Origin of the sequence: Kineococcus mangrovi (genome assembly GCF_041320705.1) — a bacterium.
Lineage (GTDB): Bacteria > Actinomycetota > Actinomycetes > Actinomycetales > Kineococcaceae > Kineococcus > Kineococcus mangrovi.
Genome location: NZ_JBGGTQ010000012.1, coordinates 1 through 20612 on the forward strand (window position 1 = coordinate 1; position 20612 = coordinate 20612).

Here is a 20612-nt window from a genome sequence, read left to right on the forward strand (position 1 = left end):
GTTCACCGGCCGCGCGGGGCCCGACGACGACCACCCCCGTCGGTGGTCGGCCGTGGGGTTGCGACGCGGCCCCGCTCGACGCCCCCACGGCCCCGCGCCAGAGTGGTCCTGCACGGTCGGTCACGACGGGCAGGCCGACAGTGACGTCGGTCGAGGTCGGGGTTCAAGGTTGCGGGCCAGACGCCGATGAACAGGGAGTCACCCGCTCCCGGGTGGTGCCCCACGGCGCGGCGCGCCGGCAGCGAGGAAGGTCAGGTGCGACGTGGGCCCACGCATCAAGGTGCTCACGGTGGACGACTCCGTGGTCGTCCGCCGGATCGTCACCGACGTGCTGGCCTCCGACCCGGCCATCGAGGTCGTCGGAACGGCTCCCAACGGCAAGATCGCGCTCGAGAAGATCGTCCAGCTCAAGCCCGACGTGGTGACGCTGGACATCGAGATGCCCGTCATGGACGGGCTGGAGGCGATCAAGGAGATCCGCAGGATCGACCGGAAGCTGCCGGTCATCATGTTCTCCACGCTCACCGAGCGCGGCGCCACCGCGACCCTGGAGGCCCTGTCCTCGGGTGCCTCCGACTACGTGACGAAACCGGCGAACGTCGGGTCGGTCCAGGAGTCCATGGACTCCGTGCGCGAGCAGCTCATCCCCAAGATCAAGGCGCTCGTGCCGGGTCTGGCCGCCGCGGCCGCCCCCGCGGCACCCCTGGTCCCGGCGCGAGCCGCGACCCCCGTCACGACCCGCGCCCGCACCTCGGCCGCCAAGTCCCCCCGCGCCCTCGTCATCGGCTCCTCCACCGGAGGGCCCGAGGCCCTGTCGGCGGTGCTGGCCAAGCTGCCGGCCGGGCTCGGCGTCCCCGTGCTCGTCACCCAGCACATGCCGCCGGTGTTCACCCGGCTCTACGCCCAGCGCCTGGACAAGTCCTCCGCCCTGCGCGTCGTCGAGGCCGCCGACGGTGACGCCGTCGTCGCGGGCACCGTCTACGTCGCGCCGGGCGACTTCCACATGCAGGTCGTCCGCCGCGGGCCGCAGATGGTGATCGCGTTGAACCAGGGACCTGCCGAGAACTTCTGCCGACCCGCCGTCGACGTGATGGTGCGTTCGGCGGTCGCCGCCTACGGCGGTGAACTGCTGGCCGTGATCCTCACGGGCATGGGGTCGGACGGCAAGCTCGGCTGCAAGGCCGTGGCCACCGCCGGTGGGCAGGTCCTGGCCCAGGACGAAGCCACCTCGGTCGTCTGGGGCATGCCTGGCGCCGTGGCCCGTGAGGGGATCGCCGACGAGGTCCTGCCCCTGGGGTCCATCGCCGAGGCGATCCAGCGCCGGCTCGGCCCTGCCCGGTCGGTGTCCGCACCACCGGCGGCGCCGAGAGCCACCACCAGCACCACCAGTACCCGCACCAGTTCCCTCCCGCCGGCTCGACCGCCGGCGTTCCGTCCGGCCGCCCCCGCGGCCCGTCCCTCCCAAGGCAGGTGGTGACATGGCACTCACGACCACAGCCTTCGACTGGGTCTGCACCCTCGTGCGCAAGGAGAGTGCGATCGTCCTCGAGAAGGGCAAGGAGTACCTCGTCGAGTCCAGGCTCGTGCCGCTGGCACGAGCCGCGGGTGCGAGCGACGTCTCGGCCTACGTCGACGGCATCCGCCTGCGCCCGGACCGCCGGGCGCAGACCGCGATCGTCGAGGCGCTGACCACGAACGAGACCTCGTGGTTCCGCGACGGCGCCCCGTTCACCGCGTTCTCGACGTCGGTGGTGCCCGCGCTGAAGCAGGCGCGGGCGACGACCCGTTCGCTGCGCATCTGGTCCGCGGCCAGCTCCACCGGCCAGGAGGCCTACAGCCTGGCGATCTCGCTGCAGGACAGCTTGATCGCCGAAGGGTGGCGGGCTGAGATCATCGGCACCGACCTGTCCAGCGAGGTGCTGGAGAAGGCCAAGGCCGGTCGGTACTCGCAGTTGGAGATGAACCGCGGGCTGCCGGCCCCGATGCTCGTGCGCCACTTCACGCGCGTCGGGACGCAGTGGCAGGTGAACGACGACATCAAGCGGATGGTGCGCTTCCAGCAGCTGAACCTCACGAGCTCGTACGCGGCCCTGGGCCAGTTCGACGTGGTGTTCCTGCGGAACGTGCTCATCTACTTCGACCTGGAGACCAAGCGCGACATCCTGTCCCGCGTGCGCAAGGTCCTCAAGCCCGGGGGGTACATGTTCCTCGGGGGTGCAGAAACGACGCTGGGCGTCGACGAGAACTGGGACCGCGAACTCATCGGACGGGTTTCGGTCCACCGTCCCAAGAACGGAGGTCAGGCATGAAGGCTCTGGTGGTGGATGACTCCCGCGCCATGCGGAAGATCATCGCTGGTGCGCTGCGCAAGCTCGGGTACGAGACGATCGAGGCGGCCGACGGCGCCGAGGCGTTGAAGGCCCTCGAGTCGGGCCCGCTGCCCGACCTCGCGACGGTCGACTGGAACATGCCGGTGATGGACGGTCTGACGTTCGTCACCCAGGTCCGGGCGAACCGCGACTACCGCGCGCTCACGCTCATGATGGTGACGACGGAGGCCGAGCACGGGCAGATCGTCCGGGCGCTGGCCGCCGGTGCGCACGAGTACCTCATCAAGCCGTTCACGGTCGAGTCGCTGGAGGAGAAGCTCTCCCTGCTCGGCCTGCTCCCGGAAGGGGTCCAGGCATGACCGAACTGGTGGAGGAGTTCTACGACGAACCCACCGACTACGTCGAGGACGAGGCCCTGGGCCAGATCGTCGACGCGATGTGGGCGTCGTACTTCGCGCACACCGAGTTCCTGCTGCCGTCGTTCGAGCAGCACGACATCGAGGGCGACATCCTCGCCGCCTCGGTGACGATCTCCGGGGCCCGCCCCGGCATCGTGACCGTCAGCGTCGAGCGCACCCTCGGCCTGCCGCTGGCCGCCGCCCTCCTGCAGGACGACGGCGAGCTGACCGACGAGGACGTCTACGACTCCCTCGGTGAGGTCGCCAACATCGTCGGCGGCAACATCAAGGCCCTCGTCCCCGACGCGGGTCCCCTGGGCCTGCCCGTCGTCTCCACCGCCAAGCCGTTGCACGGCGCCTCCGACCGCCTCGCCGCCCGGCTCGACGCCAACTGGCAGGGTCAGTGGCTGACGTTCGAGGTGTGGCTGGCCGGCGGCAACGGCTCCGAGAACGCGGGGGTGTGAGGACGTGAAGGCCCTGGTGGTCGACGACAGCCGCGTCATGCGGCAGATCGTCATCCGCACGCTTCGTCAGGCCGGGTACGACTGGGTCGAGGTGGTCCAGGCGGAGAACGGCAAGGAGGGGTTCGACGCCGTCCGCAAGGAGAACCCGGACATCGTCCTCTCGGACTGGAACATGCCGGAGGCCAGCGGCATCGAGATGCTGCAGAACCTGCGCGGTTCGGGTCTCGACGTGCCGTTCGGCTTCGTGACGTCGGAGGGTTCGGAGGAGATGCGGGAGAAGGCGGCGGCTGCCGGCGCCCTGTTCCTCATCGCCAAGCCCTTCACCCCCGAGGCGTTCGCGGCGGCCCTGGCCCCGGTCCTCGGTGGTGACGCCGGTTCCGGCGCCGTCGAGACGTCGGTGGCGCAGGGTGAGGTCAAGTTCGAGGTCAACCCGCTGCCGTCGAACCTGGCGATCCGCAACCTGCTCTCGGACCTGCTCAACCGCGACGTCGACCTCTCCGACGGCCGCCCGCTGACCGTCGGCGGGAACCCCGGTTCCCTCGTCGGGCTCTACGTCGACGACCACCTGAAGTCCAAGGCCGTCGTGGTCTTCGACTTCGCGCTGGCCGCGCACGCCGGTGCCGCGATCGGCCTGCTGCCCCCCGGGGCCAGCGAGGCCGCGATCGAGGACAAGGAGCTGCCGGAGAACCTCGCCGTGAACTCGCGCGAGGTGCTCAACATCATGGCGTCCCTGTTCAACGTGGAGGGTGCAGCCCACCTGAAGCTGTACGCGTCCTACGTGCCCGGCGAGGCCCTGCGCCCCGACGTGGCCGACTGGGCGACCCGGACGGGCAGCCGCCTGGACCTCGCGGTCTCGGTGGCCCGCTACGGCAAGGGTGCGCTCAGCATCGTCACGTTCTGACGCGCACGACCCCGGAACCCCTCGCCCCCGCGGGCGGGGGGTTCTCGTCGTGCCCGGGGTCCGCCTCAGCCGGTGACGACGGCCGTCGTCGCCCCCGGACCGCCGCCCCCGAAGGGGTCCGCGCTCGGCCGGCCCAGCAGGTACCCCTGCCCGCAGCCGACGCCGAGCTCCCCGAGCACGCTCAGCTCGTCGGGCCGCTCGACGCCCTCGGCCACGATCGTCGACCCCAGTTCGGAGGCGAAACCGACCAGGGCCCGGGCCACGGCCCGGCGGGCGGGGTCGGTGTCGATGCCGCGGACGAACGCGATGTCGAGCTTGACGATGTCCGGCGACAGGTGCAGGACGTGCTGCAGGCTGGCGAACCCGGCCCCCGCGTCGTCGACGGCGATGCGCACCCCGTGCCGGCGCAGCCGCGCGGTCGCCTCGGTGAGCGCGTCGTAGTCCGCGACGGGGTCGTGCTCGGTGATCTCCACGACGAGCCGGTCCGGTGCCCCCACCAGCAGCAGGTCGTGGGTCGCGGGGTCCAGCAGCGCCTCGGCGGAGGCGTTCACGCTGAGGTACGTCCCGGCCGGCATGACCCCCCGCAGCGGCAGGGCCGAGGCGATGGCGGCCTGCTCCAGCCGGACGCCGATGCCGCAGGTGCGGGCGTCGGTGAAGACCTGCTCGGGGCAGCGCGGTGAACCTCCCGGCCCGGTGAACCGGCTGAGCGCCTCCGCGCCCACCGTCGTCCCGGTGCGCAGGTCGACGATCGGCTGCAGGACGGTGGTGCGGCCCGCACCGGCGACGAGCGCGTCCAGGGAGGCCAGGCGGTCGTCCCGTTCGGCGCGGCGGCGGTCCCGGTGGTGCAGGACCCCGGCCAGCAGCGCCGCCACGACGTGCAGGGCCTCCAGCTGGCGGGAGGCGAGGTCGTCCTCCGCGGCGGGCCCGACCCCCACCAGCCGTCCGCCGGTGACCCCGTCGGGGCGCACGACGTCGACGGCCAGCGGGGTGCGGGCGAGGTCGGTCTCGGCCAGCAGCCGGACGGTGGCGCGCGGGTCCAGGACGCTGCTGGTCTGCTCGACGTGGTGCGCGGTGGTGGGGGTGGGTCTCGTGAGGGCCGCGACGGGTGTCCCGAAGACGTCCCTGGCGAGGTCCAGGAGCTGGGCGACGGCGTCGGCGTCGTCCTGCCCGTCACCTCGCACCGGTGGCCCTCCCGCGGACGTGCCGTCTGTCGTTCGTCGAGTCGTGGGTGACCGCACCACCCGACGGGCGCACCGTGCGGGAACGGGGCGCCCTCCTCGTGACCCGCCGTCCGCTCGACCCTCGCAGAAGGGTGCCGTCCGCACAATCACGACGAGGTCACAGTCACCGTCGGTCACTCCCCGCAGTCGGCGTCGCCGTGCCCCGGTCTGCGCCGCGGCGCTGCGTCAGCGATGCCCGCTCGGGCCGTGCCGGCGCATCCGCAGCACCGCGACCATCGCCTCGCGGATGATCGCCCTCGACATCTTCGACGTCCCGTGCGTGCGCTCGGTGAACAGGATCGGCACCTCGCGCACGGTCGCGCCCCGCTGCAGCGCGGCCAGCGTCGTCTGGATCTGGAACGCGTACCCCGCGGCCGTCAGCTGCGACAGGTCCAGGGAGCGCAGCAGGTCGGCGCGCCACGCCTTGAACCCACCGGTCAGGTCGGCGACGGGCGCCCGCAGCAGGACGCGGGCGTAGACGTTCGCCCCGCGCGAGAGCGCCTTGCGGTACCAGGGCCAGGCGTCGTCGAGCGCGCCGCCCGGCACGTACCGCGCGCCGAGGACGAGGTCGGCGCCCGCGGCGATCTCGGCGGTCATCCGCTCCAGCGCCTCCACCGGGTGCGAGCCGTCGGCGTCCATCTGCACGACGACGTCGTGCTCGCCGGCGGCGAGGGCGTGCGCGAAACCGGCGCGGTAGGCGGCGCCGAGGCCGTCCTTCGTCGTGCGGGTCAGCAACCGCACGCGCCCCTGCGGGTACCGCGCCGCGACCTGCTCCACCAGGGCGCCGGTGCCGTCGGGGGAGGAGTCGTCGACGACCAGGACGTCCGGGGCGAGCGCGGAACCCAGGATGCGCTCGAGCATGCCGGTGATGTTGTCGGCCTCGTCGTACGTGGGCAGGACGACGACGCAGCGCAGGGCTTCGGCCAACGGGAACTCGCTCGGGTGATCGGCGGACGGGTCGCCCGACGCTACCCCACCTCCCACCCCCTCCGTCCCGGCCGGACACCGGGTCCGGCGTGTCCGCCCGCCGGTCCCGGGGTCGTGTCGGACCAGTGCGGCACGATCGGCCCCGTGCGGACGACCGGTGCGCAGGCTGCTGCGGAGGAGGTCGCGTGATCGAGCACCCCGGCTCGGAGCGACGGCCCGCCCCGGTCCCGACCTGTCCACCGGCACCCCGCGCGTCGCGCAGGAGGTGGTGTCGCCGTCGCCTCGACACCGTGCTCGCGCGGGTCGCCGCACCGCAGGAGGCCTGATGGGGCTGGAGGAGCTGCCGCCCGCCGTGCTCGGCGAGTGGTTCACCGAGGAGAAGCGGCTCCTCGCCCAGCGCGTGCTGCGCGCGGAGTACGAGCGGGGCCGCAGCCTCGCCCAGATCGCCCTCGACAGCGGCTACAGCGTCACCCGCGTGCGCAAGCTGCTGCTGCGCGAGGGCGTCGAGCTGCGCTCGCGGGCGGGCAAGCCGGTCCAGGAGCACGGAGCAGCTGGCAGACTGTCCCTGCGCCCGGGCCACCCGCAGGAGGCCGGCGCGGCCGGGAGGGCTGGCCGAGTGGTTGAAGGCGGCGGTCTTGAAAACCGCTAGGGAGGTACCCACTCCTTCCTCATGGGTTCGAATCCCATGCCCTCCGCCACCGCCGGACGCCCGGTCCGGGACGTGAGGACGCAGCGACGGCGAGGAGCAGGACGATGAGCGCGGTCGTGGGGCCCGAGATGACCCCGCAGCGGCGGGCGACGGCGCTGCGCGCCTTCCAGACGCTGCCCCGGGAGGACCGCCAGGACGCGATCGCCCTGGCCCGCTGGGGCCGGCGCCACCCCGACGAGCGCGTCGCCGCCGTCGCCTGGTGGTACGCCGCCGCCGTCCTGCAACCGCGCTGGTACAACCGGGTGCCGCTCCTGGTGCCCGTCCTGGTCGTCCTTGCGCTGCTCGCCGCGGCTCTCCTGGCGAACTCCTGGCCGCTGGCGCTCCTCGGTCTCGTCGTGCTCCTGCTCTCGGCCGCCCTCGTGCGCCAGCGCCTGACGACCGCGCCGCTGCTCGGCCTCATGCGCCCGCCGAGCGCCGCCGACGTGCCCGCGGACCCCCAGGGCTGAGACCGGCAGCGACGGCCTGCGCTCACCGCCGGACGGGTGACTGCGCGCTGTTGCACCCTCGTGGCCGATCCAGTCCCGGTGCCCGCGGGACGATCCACAGCAGGTGCGTACCTGGTCCAACCGAGGGCGGGACGCGCTGAGCGGCACTGGCCGCCTCGGCGCGGACCTCGGCGTCCTCGCGGGCGTCCTCCTCGCGCTGGCCCTGGTTCAGTCCCTCCTGGGGCGCGGGTCGACGCCGGCGCTGCTGCTGCTCGGGTCCGGTGAGGCGGCCGCCGCGTTCCTCGCCGCCGGTCTGCTGACCCGGGCGGTCCGGCGGCGGGCGCCGTCGCCGTGGCAGCGGCGCAGCTGGGCCCTGCTGGCCCTGGCGTGCTGGTCCTGGGGGACCGGCCAGCTCGTCTACGTCGTGGAGGACGTCCTGGGGCTCGCCGGGGGCGCGACGACCTGGGCCGACGGCCCGTTCCTCCTCTTCTCCTTCTCGCTCGTGGCCAGCGGTCTCAGCTGGTTGCGCGGTCAGACCCGCGCCCACCTCGGCGTCGGGGCGCTGCTCGACGGGGTGCTGCTGGGGACCTCGCTGCTGATGGTCGTCTGGGTCGGCTGGCTGGCCGAGGCGGTCCACGCCTCGCCCCTCCGGCTGACCGACCTCGTCGTGCCGTTGACCTACCCCCTCCTGGACCTGGTCTTCCTGACGATGGTGCTCGTCCAGGTCACGCTGTCCGGCCCCACCCGCACCGGGGTGTTCTGCCTCGCCGCCGTGAGCGCCCTCGCCTTCGCCGACGCCGCCTACCTGTGCGGCGTCCTGGCCCCGGGGGGTTTCCGGACGGGCGGTCCACCCGACTTCGCCTGGATCGCCGCCTTCGGGGTCGTGGCCGTCAACGCCCGGCACCACCCGGCCGCCCCGGTGCAGTCCTCACCGGCGACCGAGGGGTCGACGGGCTGGGTGGTGTCGTACCTGGTGATGTTCCCCGCCTGCCTGTGCGGGGTGGTCAGGCTGTGGACGGTGACCGACCACGTCGTCCTGGTCCTCCTCGTGACCATGGCCGCGACCGTCATGACCCGGCAGTTCCTGGCCCTCGACGACCACCGCCGTCTGCTGTCCACGGCCGAGCGGCAACGTCGTCAGCTCGACGTCCTCGCCCACGTCGACCCCCTCACCGGTCTGGAGAACCGGCGCCGGTTCTCCGACCGGACGGCGGAGGCGGTCCGCGACGCCCTCGGCACCGGTGACGCCGTCGTCGTCGCCTTCGTCGACCTCGACCGGTTCAAAGCCGTCAACGACACCCTCGGGCACGCGGCCGGCGACGACCTGCTCCGGGGGGTCGCGGCCCGGTTGCGCTCGAGCGTGCGCGAGGAGGACTGCGCCGCCCGGTGGGGCGGGGACGAGTTCGCCGTCCTGGTCACCGACCCGCAGGCGCGCGCGGACGACGTCGTCGAACGCCTGCGCGCCGCGCTGACGGAACCGTTCCGCATCCAGGGGACCGTCGTCCAGGCCTCCGCCAGCATCGGCGCGGTCCGGGAGGACGTGCGGGCCCTGGCCGCGGGCAGGGCGGACGACGGGGACCTCGTGCCCGGGGTCGTCGAGGCGCTGCTGGCCGCGGCCGACGCCCGCATGTACGTCGTGAAGCGGGCCCACCGCGATCCCGTGGCGCTCGAGCGGTGACCCGGGGGTAGGTTCGGGCGGTGCCGGCCGAGCGCCTCCTCGTGCCCGTCGACCCCGCCGGGGCGGACGGGCCCGTCCAGGTGGCCGCCGACGTGACCGGCACCGGCCCCACCCTGCTGCTCCTGCAGGGGCAGAGCCTGGGCCCGGAGACCGCCGCCGGCCTGGCCGAGGACCTGTCCGGCGCGTTCCGCGTCGTCGTCGTCCACACCCGGGGGACCGGTGCGAGCACGGGCGGTCCCGGACCGGGCGGCTGGAGCACCGCGACGTTCGCCGCCGACGCCGTCGCCGTCCTCGACGCCCTCGGCGTGGACCAGGCCCACGTCCACGGCTTCTCGATGGGCGGCCGCGTCGCCCAGGTGCTCGCGGTCCGTCACCCCGGGCGCACCGGCCGTCTCGTCCTCGGGGCGACCGGTCCCGGCGGGGTGCGGGAGGTCCCGTGCGACGACGCCGTCACCCGCACGCTGCGGCACGCCGCCTCCACCGCCGGGCGGCAGGAGCTGGCCGACCTGTTCTTCACCCCGGGATTCTCGACGGCCCACCCCGAGGTCGCGGCGCGGTTCGCCCCGACCGGGACCCCCCGCGCGCAGCGCGCCCACCACGGGGCGAGCAGGGGCCACGACGGGTGGGGACTGCTGCCGCGCATCCGGGCCCGCACCCTCGTCGTGCACGGCGACGGCGACCGGCTCACCCCGCCGGCGAACGCGCGGCTGCTCGCCGACCGGGTCCCCGACGCGCGGCTGGTCCTGCTCGACGGCGCCCGCCACGGCTACCCCGAGGAGTTCCGCGCGCAGGTCGCCGAGACCCTCGGGGGTTTCCTCACCTGACGCCGCGGGCGACGCCTCCCGGCGGGCGTCAGGACTCCGCGGGGACCTGGATCGTGACGGCGCCGGGGAGGACGCGCACGTGGAGGCCCGTCGCCTCGCCGAGGGTGTCGCCGTCGAGTTCCACCTGCCGGGCTGCCGGCAGGGCCAGGCTCATGGCGGCTGCTGTGACGTAGTTGAGGGCGGTGATCTCCCGCCGGCCGATGACGTGCCTCAGCGGGGTGCGCCGGACGATCCCGTTCTCGATGAACACCTTGCCGAGCACCTGCAACCAGTGCCCGAGGCCCTCGGGGCTCATCAGGAGCACGTCGAACCGGCCGTCGTCCAGGGCCGCGTCGGGGAGCAGGAGGATGTTGCCGGTCAGCGTTCCGCAATTGCCGACGATGACGGTGTGGGTGCGCAGCCGTTGCAGCGGCCCGTCGTCCAGTCGGTACTGCAGGCGGAAGGTGTTGGTCTGGCGCAGGGCTGCCACGATCGCCTTGACGTACGCCAGCCAGCCGACCTTGGCCTTGAGGTCCTCGTCGGTGGCGGCCAGCATCGTCGCGTCGATGCCCAGGCCGGCCATGACGAGGAAGGCGTGCTGGTCGACGCTGCCGTCGGGGCGGCGGATCTCGACGTGGCCGAGGTCGATGGGGCGGCCCCGCCCGGTGAACGCGGTGCGCACGGAGTGCTCGACGTCGTCGAGGGTGAGGTCCATGTTGCGGGCCAGCAGGTTGCCCGTGCCCGAGGGCAGCAGGGCCAGCGGGAGGCCGTGTTCGGCGAGGGCTTCGGCGACCAGTCGCACGGTACCGTCCCCGCCGGCGGCGATGACCAGGTCGACACCGGCGGCGACCGCTTCCAGGGTGGGGCCGCGGCCGGGGTCCTCCTTCGACGTCTCGAACCACAGCGTCGGGTCCCAGCCGGCGCGGGCCTGCTCGCGGTCGACGACCGCGCGGACGGCGTCGAGGTCGATCTTGACGGGGTTGTAGACGACAGCGGCGCGCATGGGGCGGCTCCAAGGACGGTGCGTGCGGGGAACGGTCCGGTGCGCAGGTGGGCCGGGGGTGCCTCCCGCAGGGGTCGCGGCGCCGAGATCGACACGTCCTGCGGGAGGCTCGACCTCAGGCGCGGAACTCCGCGGGCCGTTCGGCCGGGGCGTCCGCGAGGGCCCGGGTGATTCCCTCGACGCCGGCCTCGGCACCGTAGACGGGGGTGCCCGGCTGCTGGCGCCACGACTGCGCCAGGGAACCGGCGTCCACGACGTCGAAACCCATCTCGCGCACCAGGCCCGCCACCACGTCCTTCGCCGCGGGGTCGTCGCCGGCGATCGGCAGGGCGCGTCGTTCCAGGTCGCCCTCCGGCCGGCCCGCGGTGATGAGGTGGTCGGCCGTGATGCCGTTGAAGGCCTTGACCCAGTGCAGCCGTCCGCGCGGGTCGAGGTGCCGCGCGGTCCACACCGTCTCCGGGGTCCCGTCCTCGATCTCGTCGAGGCGACCGTCGCGCTGCTGCGGGTAGTAGTTGCCGGTGTCGACGACGACCGCGCCGTCGGGCAGGGGGTCCAGCAGGGTCGCGGGGAGGTCGGGAACCCTGCCCTGCGGGATCGTCACGACGGCCAGGTCCACCCCGCGCGGGGCGTCCTGCGCGGTGACCGCGCTCGCGCCCGTCTCCTGCGCGAGATCGGCCAGCGTCTCGGGCCCGCGGGAGTTCGCGACCTTCACGGTGTGGCCGAGGCGCGTGAACGCGCGGGTGAGGTTTCCGCCGATGTTGCCGGCGCCGATGATGCCGATGTCCATGGCCGCGACGCTACGTCCGCGGGCCGGCGTGCGCCCTCCGGGGCGACCCGGCACCCGTGCGGGGAAGCGAGTCGTCGACGCACCCGGCTCGCCGGGGGAGCCGGGTGCGTCGACGGGCCCGGACCCACCGGGGGCCGGGGAGGTGTCAGGTCAGAGGGTCGCGGTGTCGATGACGAACCGGTACCGCACGTCGGAGGCCAGCACGCGCTCGTACGCCTCGTTCACCTGGTCGGCGGCGATGACCTCGACCTCGGACCCGATGCCGTGCTCGGCGCAGAAGTCGAGCATCTCCTGGGTCTCGGCGATGCCGCCGATGTTCGAACCGGCGAAGCTCTTGTTGCCCATGACGACGGAGAACATCTGCAGGGACAGCGGCTTCTCGGGCAGACCCACGTTCACCATCGCGCCGTGCACGTCGAGCAGCGAGAGGTAGGCGTCGAAGTCGAGCATCGCGCTGACCGTGTTGATGATGATGTCGAACTGCCCGCGCAGCGCCGTGAAGGTGTCCGGGTCGGACGTGGCGTAGTAGTGGTCGGCGCCCAGGCGCAGGCCGTCCTCCTGCTTCTTCAGCGACTGCGACAGCACGGTCACCTCCGCGCCCATGGCGTGCGCGAGCTTGACGGCCATGTGGCCCAGGCCGCCGAGACCGACGACCGCGACCTTCTTGCCGGGGCCGGCGCCCCACTGCTTCAGCGGGGAGTAGGTGGTGATGCCGGCGCACAGCAGCGGGGCGGCGACGTCGAGGTCGATGCCCTCGGGGATGCTGCAGACGAAACCCTCGGTGACGACGATGGCCTGGGAGTACCCGCCGTGGGTGGGCTGCCCGTCCTTGCCGACGCTGTTGTAGGTGCCGGTCATGCCCTTGAGGCAGAAGTGCTCGTCACCGGCGAGGCAGTTCTTGCACTCGCCGCAGGAGTCGACCATGCAGCCGACGCCCACGCGGTCGCCGACGGAGAACTTCGTGACCTCCGAGCCGACCGCGGTGACGGTCCCGGCGATCTCGTGGCCGACGACGACGGGGTACGTCGCCGGGCCCCACTCGCTGCGGGCGGTGTGGATGTCGGAGTGGCAGATGCCGGCGAACTTGATGTCGATCGCGACGTCCTTCGGTCCGACGTCGCGGCGCTCGACCTCGAACGGCGTCAGCGGTTCGGTGGCGGACGTGGCGGCGTAGGCCTTGACGGTGGTGGGCACGACTTCTCCCTGGATCGGACGGGTGGGGACACGCGCTCCGTTGCGGCTCCTCCACGTTAACGCGGGGCGACCGCCCCCGCCGTCCGGGGTCGTTGCACTCTCTACCAGAAGCGGGGACGGCGTGGAGACCGCACGATGCTCGTGTGTGCGAAGCGACCCCGGACGCCGTCCTGGACCTGCCCGCGGACCTCGGCGCGGCACGCCTGGCCCGCGCGTTCGTCCGCGAGCGGGCGTGCCCGGACCACTGCGGCGACGTCCTGGACCGCGCGCTCCTGGCCGTCTCGGAGCTGACCGTGAACGCCGTCGAGCACGGCGCTCCGCCGGTGCGCGCGCACCTGGACTGCCGCGACGGCGTCCTGCACCTGGAGGTCAGCGACGGCGGTTCCTCGCTGCCGCGGCACACCTCGCCGGGCACGTCGGCCGAGTCCGGCCGCGGGGTGGGGCTGGTGGCGGCGGTCTGCGCCGACTGGGGGGTGCGCCGGGAGGGTCCCGGCAAGACGGTCTGGTGCGACCTGGCCGGGTGAGGGGTCCCGGCGGGCCGGGTCAGCCCACCCGCACCGCGACGATCGCGACGTCGTCGTCGCTGCCGTCGGGCAGCATCCGTTCCAGCAGGGCGTCGCAGACGGCGTCGACCTCGAGGTCGGCGAGGTCGCGGACGACGGAGCGCAGCTCGGCCAGGCGATCCTCCATGGGCTGGTCGCGGCGTTCCACCAGGCCGTCGGTGTAGAGCAGCAGGAGGGTGCCGGGTGCGAGGGTGCCCTCCTGCTGGTCGCGCTGCTGACCCGAGCCCAGGCCCAGCACGATGCCCTCGCCCTCGAGCAGCCGGACCTCGCCGTCGGGCGCGGCGACCACGGGCGGCAGGTGACCCGCGGTGCACCAGCGGACGCGACGCGCCCCCGGACCGGCCTCGAGCTGCATCACGACACCCGTCGCGAGCGTCGTCACGCCCAGGCCCTCGAGCAGTTCGTCGAGGCGGCGGACGACCTCGCCGGGTTGGGCGGAGCGGTCGTAGGCCAGGGCCCGCACGAGGGTGCGCAGCTGACCCATGGCGGCGGCGGCGAGGACGTCGTGGCCCATGACGTCGCCGATCACGACGACGGTGGACCCGTCCGGCTGGGTGAACGCGTCGTACCAGTCCCCGCCGACCTGCGCGGCCTCCGCCGCCGGGTGGTAGCGCGTGGCGATCGACAGCCCGGGGGAGGGGGTCGGCGGTGTCAGCAGACTGCGCTGCAGCGTCTCCGAGGACGTGCGCTGCTGCGCGTAGAGACGGGCGTTCTCCAGGGCGACCCCGGCGCGGGCGCCGAGGTCGGTGGCGGTCGCCAGGTCGTCGGTGGTGAACGGGGGGCGGTCCGGGCCCGACAGCAGCGTCAGGGAGCCCGTCACGGCCCCCCGGGCGCGCAGCGGCACGACGACGGCGCTGCCGAGGCCGAGGCGGCGCAGCACGTCGGCGGTCTCGCGCGTGGTGGTCACGGCGTCGGCGTGGTCGTCGTCGATCGAGACGAGGGTCGGGCCGAGGTCGCCGTGCAGGACGCGCATCGAGATGGAGTTGTCGCCCAGGTCGGCGTGCAGCTCCTGGAACCGCGCGGCCACCTCGGTCAGGTCGGGGTCGGCGTGCGAGGCGCGGATGTGGCGGGTGCGCCCGGAGGTGTCCAGCAGCGTCGCGAACGCCCACTCGGCGAACTCGGGCACCACGAGGGAGGGCAGGAGGTCCTGGGCCGCGTCGGGGTCCAGCACCTCGGACAGCTGGTCGGTGACCTGGGACAGGAACTCCAGCCGGCGGCGGGCGTCGCGCGCGGCGGCGAGCGCCTCGTCGCGCTCGCGCTCGGCCTGCACCCGCAGCGTCACGTCCGACTGGACGCCGACGAAGTGGGTGACCCGGCCCGCGGAGTCGCGGACGGGGGAGATGACGACCTCGTTCCAGAAGGCGGTGCCGTCCTTGCGGTAGTTCAGGAGCAGCTCGGTGACCGTGTCGCCGGTCTCCAGCGCCGTGCGGATGCGCCGGACCGCCTCCCGGTCGGTCTCCGGACCCTGCAGGAAGCGGCAGTTGCGCCCCAGCACGTCGCGGCCGTACCCGGTGACCTTCTCGAAGGCGGGGTTGACCCACACGAGCGGGTTGTCGGGCTGGGTGGGGTCGGAGATCGTGAACGACAGGTCGCTGGCCAGGACCGCGCGGGAGTGCAGCCGTTCGGCGGACTGCTGGGCGTCGCGCACCATGCCGGCCTCGCGCAGCGGCAGCAGGGCCACGAGGGCCAGGCTCGTGAGGGTGTCGACGGGGGCGTCGGTGAGCGGCAGCCCGATGACCCACAGCGCCTCGCGCTCGTCGGACATGTCCGAGGACCTCGCCGCGGTGACCCGTTCGCCGTGCACCGGTTCGCCGTGGACGATGCGCGACAGGGGGGAGGCGTCGTTGGTCGGGTCGTCGATGTCGTCGCCGTCCGAGCTCTGCAGACCGGCGCGGCGCGACCACTCGTCGACCGGGCAGGGGAGCCGGACCCCGGGGGCGAGCTGCTCGGCCAGGGGGTTGGCGAACAGGACGGTGCCGTCCTCGACCCGCACGAGGAGTACCGCCCCGGGTTGGCCGTGCAGGACCCGGGGCAGGTCGCTGCTCAGTGCGCCACCGGCCACGGCCGCGCTCGTCCCGTCCATCTCCTCGACCATAGCCGCGCGCGGGACCCCCCGCGAGTGCCGTCGGGCACGGGCGCTCCACCGACCCCGACACCGTCCGCGTGACGTCACAGGTACGCCCGGTGACCGTTCCGGGAGGGAGTCCGACGGGTGTCGTCCGCGTGAACGGAGGCGGTGCACACTGTTCGCGTGATCGCCTCGCACGACGAGTGGCTCGAGGGTCTCGACGACACCCTCCGTGCCGAAGCCCTGCACTGCCTGCTGGCCGGCACCTACTCGCGGCGGCTCCTGGAGTCCCTGCGCCGCGACGGCCCGGCGATCTCGCGCCGGGAGCGCGGCCTGGACGACCCGGAGAAGGCGCAGCCGGGTGACCCGCTCGGCGCGAACCTGCAGACGTTCCTGCGCGAACGGCTCGTCACGCAGACCCCCGAGGCCGTCAGGCTCTGACGCCCACCGGCCCGGCGGTGCCCACGACGGTCGCGTCCCGGGTCCCCTTCCCCGCGTACAGCGCCCGGTCGGCGGCCGCGACGACCGTGAGCGCGTCCAGGCCAGGTGCCCACTCGCACACGCCGACGGTGCACGTCTGCCCGTCCGGGACCGCGGCGCGGATGCGGTCGACGACGGCCACGGCGTCCGCGGCCGTGCAGTCCGGCAGCAGCAGGGCGAACTCCTCCCCGCCCCAGCGGGCCAGCGTGTCCGCCTCCCGCAGCTGGGCCGTGGCGGCCGCCGTGAAGGCGCGCAGCAGCTCGTCCCCGGCCAGGTGGCCGCGGGTGTCGTTGTAGCGCTTGAAGTGGTCCAGGTCGAGCAGGGCGAAGGTCAGCGGCGTGCCGGAGCGGGTGGCCCGGGCGATCTCCTGGCGGGCCAGCACGTCCCAGCGGCGGCGGTTCACCGCGCCCGTCAGCGGGTCGTGCTCGGCGGCCTGCGCGAGCCGGGCGAGGAGGTCGGCGCGGCTGAACGCGTGCGCCGCCTCCGCCGCCAGACCGGCCAGGACCGCCGCGGTCGTCGGGTCCGGGCCGGCCACGCGCTCGCGCCAGGCGACGCACAGGACGCCGAGCACCAGGCCGTCGCCGTCCACGACGGGTTGCCACGCCCCCGAGACCAGGTGGCCCTCGGCCACGAGGCGGGTGTCGGCCTGCGGGTGCAGCGCCACGTCGGCGACGAACAGCGTCTCGCGGGACAGGTAGCTCGACAGGGTCAGGCTCGTGTCCCGCCGCACGTCCAGGTCGAGCCGGAACCCCTCCGGCATCCCGGTGGAGGCGGTCACCACGAGCCGGCCGTCGTCGGGCTGGGCCAGGAACGCGGCGTGGGCGTCGGCGATCTCCACGGCGGCCTCGCAGACGGCCCGACGGGGGTCCTCGGCGGTCAGGACGGCGCGGGAGGCGACGGCGAGCCGTTCGACCCGGGCGGCGTGCAGCCCGAGCTGCGCGTTGGCGCGGGCGAGCTGGGCCTCGCGCGAGCGGACCTCGGTCGTGTCGTGCATGGCGACGACCGCGCCGAGCACGGTGCCCGTCCCGTCGGTGACGGTGCGACCGGTGCACACGACCGGCACCGACCCCACCCCGGGCCGGTCGATGACCATCTCGGCGCCGCTGACGGCGCCCTCGGCGAGGGTGCGCAGCAACGGGATCTGCGCCGCCGTCAGCGGGGTCGTGCCGTCGGGACCGTAGAGGTGGTAGTTGTCGGCGTGCTGGGTCGGGTCGAGGCTGTCGTCGGCGTCCAGGCCGTGCCAGGCGCGCGCGGTGTCGTTGAACAGCAGGAGGCGCCCGTCGGGGTCGGCGACGACGATGCCGGCGCCGACGCTGGTGAGGACGGCGTCGGAGAACCGGGCGCTGCGCTCGGCGTCGGCGCGCGCCCGCTGGGCCTGGGTGGTGGCGGCCGAGAGCCGGGCCAGGAGTCCGGCGCGTTCGTCCCGGCCCACCGCGAGGGCCATCCCGAGGGCGGCGACGAAACCGACGTGGACCTGCACGACGAGGGCGCGGGCGGCGTCGTCGTGGATGCCGGCGAAGGGGCCGGCCCCCTGGAACGTCCCGACCACCGTGATCGTGGCGACGGCCACGCTCGTGACGACGACGAGCGTGGTGTCGAACCGCAGGGCCAGCCAGATCGTCGCCGCCAGGGGCAGGAACGCCAGCGGGATCCCCGGGGGGCCCCAGAACACCCCGGCGTAGGTGACGCAGGAGACGGTCACGGCCGCGACGAGTTCCAGCCGCCCGGGGCGGGTCCGGGGCCAGGCCACGGCGACACCGGTCTCCAGGCGCAGGACGACGGGGGTGAGCAGGGCGATGCCCGTGAGGTTCCGGGTGAACCACACGGCCACGCCGAGCCAGCTCGCTCCCCCGCCCGCGGCCGCGACGGTGAGGGTCCCCCCCAGGGCGCCGGCGGCGCAGGCGATCGCGGTGGCGCCGAGCAGGACCGCCAGGTGCCGGGTGCTGTGCGCCACCGTCGAGGAGGACCACCGGCGCCGCAACCTCGCGTAGAGCAGGGCCTGACCGAGGTTCGTCACGACGAAACCGGCCAGCAGCACCGGACCGGCGCCCGTGAGGGCGTTGAGGGTGACCGTCACGACGGCGAGCAGGGCGGCGTCGAGCCAGCGGTGGCGCGTCCGGCAGAACCAGGCGGCCGCGACGCCGGCGGCGGGCCACACGAGGCTCAGGCTGGTGCCGTCGAGGACCGTCAGCCGGCCCAGGTACACCGTCACGGCGAACAGGGCCGTGAACACCAGGCTCCGGACCGGCAGGACCGCCAGGGCCCTGGCGACGGCGGGAGGAGGGTTCACGAGGTGTGTGTCGGCAGTTCCGGACCTCGGGAACAGCCCGGGAGCGCGGGTGTTCACGCGGTGTCGACGGTGAGGGCGTCCGGCACGGGGTGGACGCGGGACAGCTGCTCGCCCAGGAGTTCTCGCGGCACGGCCCGGGAGTACAGCCAGCCCTGGCCCAGGGGGGCGGAGATGAACCGGCAGATCGCGGCCTGCTGCTCGGTCTCGACGCCCTCGACGACGACCGTCAGCCCGAGGCGGGTGGCGAGGTCCACGACGCACGTGACGACCGACTGGCCGTTGACGTCGTCGGTGAGGGACCGCGTCAGCGACCGGTCGATCTTCAGGACGTGCACCGGCAGCCGGCCCAGGTACCCGAAGGCAGAGTACCCCGTCCCGAAGTCGTCGATGGCGATGCTGCACCCCAGGGCGGCGAGGTCGGTGACGACGCGCTCGGCGGGGGAGTCGGAGTCCAGGAATACCGACTCGGTGAGTTCCAGCGTCAGCAGCCGCGGCGGGACGCGGTACCGGTCGAGGAGTTCGACGACGACGTCGGTGAACCCCGGTGACTGCAGCTGGACCACCGAGACGTTGACGGCCAGGCCGACGCCGGCGGAGAACACCCCGGCCTCGTGGGCCGTGCGGACGGCGGTGCGCAGGACGTGCTCGCCGAGGGCCACGACGAGGTTGCACTCCTCGGCGACGGCGATGAACTCCACGGGGGAGACCGGGCCCAGGACGGGGTCGTCCCAGCGGGCGAGGGCCTCGAACTTGTCGACGCGGCCCGTCGTGAACGAGACGACCGGCTGGTAGTGCACGTCGACGACCCCGTCGCGGACGGCCTGCGTGAGCCGGTCGCGCAGCAGGCTGCGGCGGGCGTGCTCGGCGGCCACCGACCCCGAGTACACCGAGACCGCGCCCGGCCCGTGGCGCTTGGCCTCGCGCAGGGCGATGTCGGCCTGCACGAAGGGTTTCATGACGTCGGTGCCGTCGTAGTCGTCGCCGAACGGGCAGTTCGCGACCCCGGCGGCGGCCGACAGCGGGAACCGGGCGGCGCCGGGAACCCTCGCGGGGGCCGTCGTGACGGCGGCCAGGACCCGTTCGGCGTGCCGCAGGACCTGAGCGGGTCCCCCCGGCAGGACGACCGCGATCTCGTCGCCGGCCGTGCGGAAGGCGTCCCCGCCGAGCTCACCGGCGACGGACCCGACCTCCTGCGCCGCGGCGGCGATGACGGCGTCGCCGGCGCTGACGCCGAGCACGTCGTTGACGTCGTCGAGCCCGACGAGTTCGACGAGGACCAGGCAGGAGGCGTGGTCGGGTTCGGTGAGGGCGCGTTCGAGCAGCCCGCGGTTCCCCAGCCCGGTGAGGTTGTCGTGCAGCGCCTGGAACGTCAGGTGCGTGGTGGTCCGGTCGATCGATCGCGCCGTCGCCGCGTGCCGGATCGTGAACGTCACGAGGACGGCGACGTAGAAGCCGTACAGGACGGAGTCGGCGCGCGGGTCGACGACGAGCAGCACGAGGTCGACCAGCAGGACGGGGCCGGGCACGAGGGAGGCGACCTGGAGCCTGCGGGCCGCGCGTCCGGCGGTCTGCCCCCCGTGGCGGACGACGCCGTCGCGGGGCAGGCACAGCAGGCCGACGGCCCCGCCGACCGCCGCGACCGCGCACCCGACGGACGCCACGACCGCGTCGTGGTGGTGGCAGACCGCCGCGAGCGCCGTCCCGATCCCGTTGACGGTGAGCCCGGCGGCCGCCAGGCGCAGGCGGGGTTGCTCGATGGCCAGCGCGATCGACGAGCAGGCCACGACGGAGCTCACGACGAGGACGGCGGCGACCGCGGCCGTCCACCCCGGCGGTCCGTGGTGGCCGGTGCGGGCGAAGGCGTCCCAGGCGGCGGTGGCCAGGGCGCTGGCGAGCATGAGCGCGTCGACGACGAGCGGGGGGTCGTCGCTGCCGGCGCGGGCCCGCACGAGCAGCTGGAGCAGGACGACGAGCAGGCCCAGGGACCCCACGGCGAAGGCGAGCGGGGGCAGCGGGGACGTCTCGGCGCCGGTGCCGGGGAGGAGGCCGGCGGTGAGGGCGCCGATCCCCCACAGCGTCGCGGCCCCGAGGTACTTGCGGGAGTTGCGGCCCCGGTGCAGCACGATCAGCGCGAGGGCCGCCGCGGCGATCGCGGCGATGCCGGTGACGGCCAGCGGCGTCCGCACGGTCCCCGTCGCCCGCACCACCAGCACCGTCAGCCCGCCGGCGAGCGCCAGCAGCCCGATCCCACCGCCGACGCGACCCGGGGTCGGGCGCGTCGGGGTGAGCGGGGAGGACACGGTGGAGGTGTCGGACGCCGCCGCCGTGGACTTGACCACTCCCGCGGTGCGCGAGGATGGAACCCGCACGGT

General features: G+C 74.0%; 18 protein-coding genes, 1 tRNA gene and 1 pseudogene. 12 read left to right on the top strand and 8 right to left on the bottom strand.

Going from position 1 to position 20612, the window contains the following annotated elements; translation table 11 throughout:
* The first annotated feature begins 289 nt into the window (after nt 1-289).
* The 5 genes and pseudogenes from AB2L28_RS19755 to AB2L28_RS19775 form a co-directional block, all read left to right on the top strand.
* Complete coding sequence (locus AB2L28_RS19755) at nt 290-1477, top strand: protein-glutamate methylesterase/protein-glutamine glutaminase (protein WP_370720712.1); 1188 nt, start codon at nt 290-292, stop codon at nt 1475-1477.
* Between the two features lies 1 nt (nt 1478).
* A complete protein-coding gene (locus AB2L28_RS19760) occupies nt 1479-2309 on the top strand; it encodes a CheR family methyltransferase (protein WP_370720713.1) in 831 nt (276 codons plus the stop codon).
* Nucleotides 2306-2689, top strand: a complete 384-nt coding sequence (locus AB2L28_RS19765) for a response regulator (RefSeq protein ID WP_370720714.1) — start codon at nt 2306-2308, stop codon at nt 2687-2689. The genes AB2L28_RS19760 and AB2L28_RS19765 overlap by 4 nt, the downstream gene beginning before the upstream one ends.
* A complete protein-coding gene (locus AB2L28_RS19770; RefSeq protein ID WP_370720715.1) occupies nt 2686-3192 on the top strand; it encodes a chemotaxis protein CheX in 507 nt (168 codons plus the stop codon). Before AB2L28_RS19765 ends, AB2L28_RS19770 begins: the two co-directional genes overlap by 4 nt.
* 4 nt (nt 3193-3196) lie before the next feature.
* A pseudogene (locus AB2L28_RS19775) lies at nt 3197-3553 on the top strand (response regulator); the annotation flags it as partial.
* A gap of 605 nt (nt 3554-4158) precedes the next feature.
* Here the strand turns inward: AB2L28_RS19775 and AB2L28_RS19780 are convergent.
* Both AB2L28_RS19780 and AB2L28_RS19785 read right to left on the bottom strand, forming a co-directional pair.
* Complete coding sequence (locus tag AB2L28_RS19780; RefSeq protein ID WP_370720716.1) at nt 4159-5274, bottom strand: EAL domain-containing protein; 1116 nt, start codon at nt 5272-5274, stop codon at nt 4159-4161.
* Nucleotides 5275-5499: 225 nt separating this feature from the next.
* On the bottom strand, nt 5500-6240 hold the full coding sequence (locus tag AB2L28_RS19785; RefSeq protein WP_370720717.1) for a polyprenol monophosphomannose synthase: 741 nt from the start codon (nt 6238-6240) through the stop codon (nt 5500-5502).
* Between the two features lie 325 nt (nt 6241-6565).
* On the opposite strand from AB2L28_RS19785, the gene AB2L28_RS19790 reads away from it, so the two are divergent.
* The 5 genes from AB2L28_RS19790 (at nt 6566) to AB2L28_RS19810 (ending at nt 9876) form a co-directional block, all read left to right on the top strand.
* The gene (locus AB2L28_RS19790) at nt 6566-6889 is read left to right on the top strand and encodes a helix-turn-helix domain-containing protein (protein ID WP_370720718.1); all 324 of its coding nucleotides are present in this window, start codon (nt 6566-6568) and stop codon (nt 6887-6889) included.
* Nucleotides 6843-6938: transfer RNA gene (locus AB2L28_RS19795), tRNA-Ser, on the top strand. Before AB2L28_RS19790 ends, AB2L28_RS19795 begins: the two co-directional genes overlap by 47 nt.
* A gap of 55 nt (nt 6939-6993) precedes the next feature.
* The gene (locus tag AB2L28_RS19800; RefSeq protein ID WP_370720719.1) at nt 6994-7395 is read left to right on the top strand and encodes a hypothetical protein; all 402 of its coding nucleotides are present in this window, start codon (nt 6994-6996) and stop codon (nt 7393-7395) included.
* Nucleotides 7396-7498: 103 nt separating this feature from the next.
* Nucleotides 7499-9052 (top strand): diguanylate cyclase domain-containing protein, encoded by a 1554-nt coding sequence (locus tag AB2L28_RS19805; protein ID WP_370720720.1) that lies wholly within the window; start codon nt 7499-7501, stop codon nt 9050-9052.
* Nucleotides 9053-9072: 20 nt separating this feature from the next.
* Nucleotides 9073-9876, top strand: coding sequence for an alpha/beta fold hydrolase (locus tag AB2L28_RS19810; protein WP_370720721.1), 804 nt, complete (start codon nt 9073-9075; stop codon nt 9874-9876).
* 28 nt (nt 9877-9904) lie between these two features.
* Here AB2L28_RS19810 and AB2L28_RS19815 read toward each other — a convergent pair whose 3' ends face one another.
* From AB2L28_RS19815 to AB2L28_RS19825, 3 genes are all read right to left on the bottom strand, one after another.
* Nucleotides 9905-10858, bottom strand: a complete 954-nt coding sequence (locus tag AB2L28_RS19815) for a diacylglycerol/lipid kinase family protein (RefSeq protein ID WP_370720722.1) — start codon at nt 10856-10858, stop codon at nt 9905-9907.
* 115 nt (nt 10859-10973) lie between these two features.
* Nucleotides 10974-11645, bottom strand: coding sequence for an NADPH-dependent F420 reductase (locus AB2L28_RS19820; protein WP_370720723.1), 672 nt, complete (start codon nt 11643-11645; stop codon nt 10974-10976).
* 150 nt (nt 11646-11795) lie between these two features.
* Complete coding sequence (locus tag AB2L28_RS19825) at nt 11796-12839, bottom strand: NAD(P)-dependent alcohol dehydrogenase (RefSeq protein WP_370720724.1); 1044 nt, start codon at nt 12837-12839, stop codon at nt 11796-11798.
* A gap of 143 nt (nt 12840-12982) precedes the next feature.
* Here AB2L28_RS19825 and AB2L28_RS19830 point away from each other — a divergent pair, with 143 nt between their 5' ends.
* A complete protein-coding gene (locus AB2L28_RS19830) occupies nt 12983-13363 on the top strand; it encodes an ATP-binding protein (RefSeq protein ID WP_370720725.1) in 381 nt (126 codons plus the stop codon).
* A gap of 19 nt (nt 13364-13382) precedes the next feature.
* Here AB2L28_RS19830 and AB2L28_RS19835 read toward each other — a convergent pair whose 3' ends face one another.
* Nucleotides 13383-15485 (bottom strand): SpoIIE family protein phosphatase, encoded by a 2103-nt coding sequence (locus tag AB2L28_RS19835; RefSeq protein WP_370720726.1) that lies wholly within the window; start codon nt 15483-15485, stop codon nt 13383-13385.
* A gap of 168 nt (nt 15486-15653) precedes the next feature.
* On the opposite strand from AB2L28_RS19835, the gene AB2L28_RS19840 reads away from it, so the two are divergent.
* Nucleotides 15654-15911 (top strand): hypothetical protein, encoded by a 258-nt coding sequence (locus tag AB2L28_RS19840; protein WP_370720727.1) that lies wholly within the window; start codon nt 15654-15656, stop codon nt 15909-15911.
* Here AB2L28_RS19840 and AB2L28_RS19845 read toward each other — a convergent pair.
* Both AB2L28_RS19845 and AB2L28_RS19850 read right to left on the bottom strand, forming a co-directional pair.
* Nucleotides 15901-18240 (bottom strand): diguanylate cyclase domain-containing protein, encoded by a 2340-nt coding sequence (locus AB2L28_RS19845; RefSeq protein WP_370720728.1) that lies wholly within the window; start codon nt 18238-18240, stop codon nt 15901-15903. The two genes, AB2L28_RS19840 and AB2L28_RS19845, sit on opposite strands and share 11 nt — an antisense overlap.
* 53 nt (nt 18241-18293) lie before the next feature.
* Nucleotides 18294-20540 carry a putative bifunctional diguanylate cyclase/phosphodiesterase gene (locus tag AB2L28_RS19850; RefSeq protein WP_370720729.1) on the bottom strand — a complete coding sequence of 749 codons (2247 nt, stop codon included), beginning with the start codon at nt 20538-20540 and terminating at the stop codon, nt 18294-18296.
* Between the last annotated feature and the right edge of the window lie 72 nt (nt 20541-20612).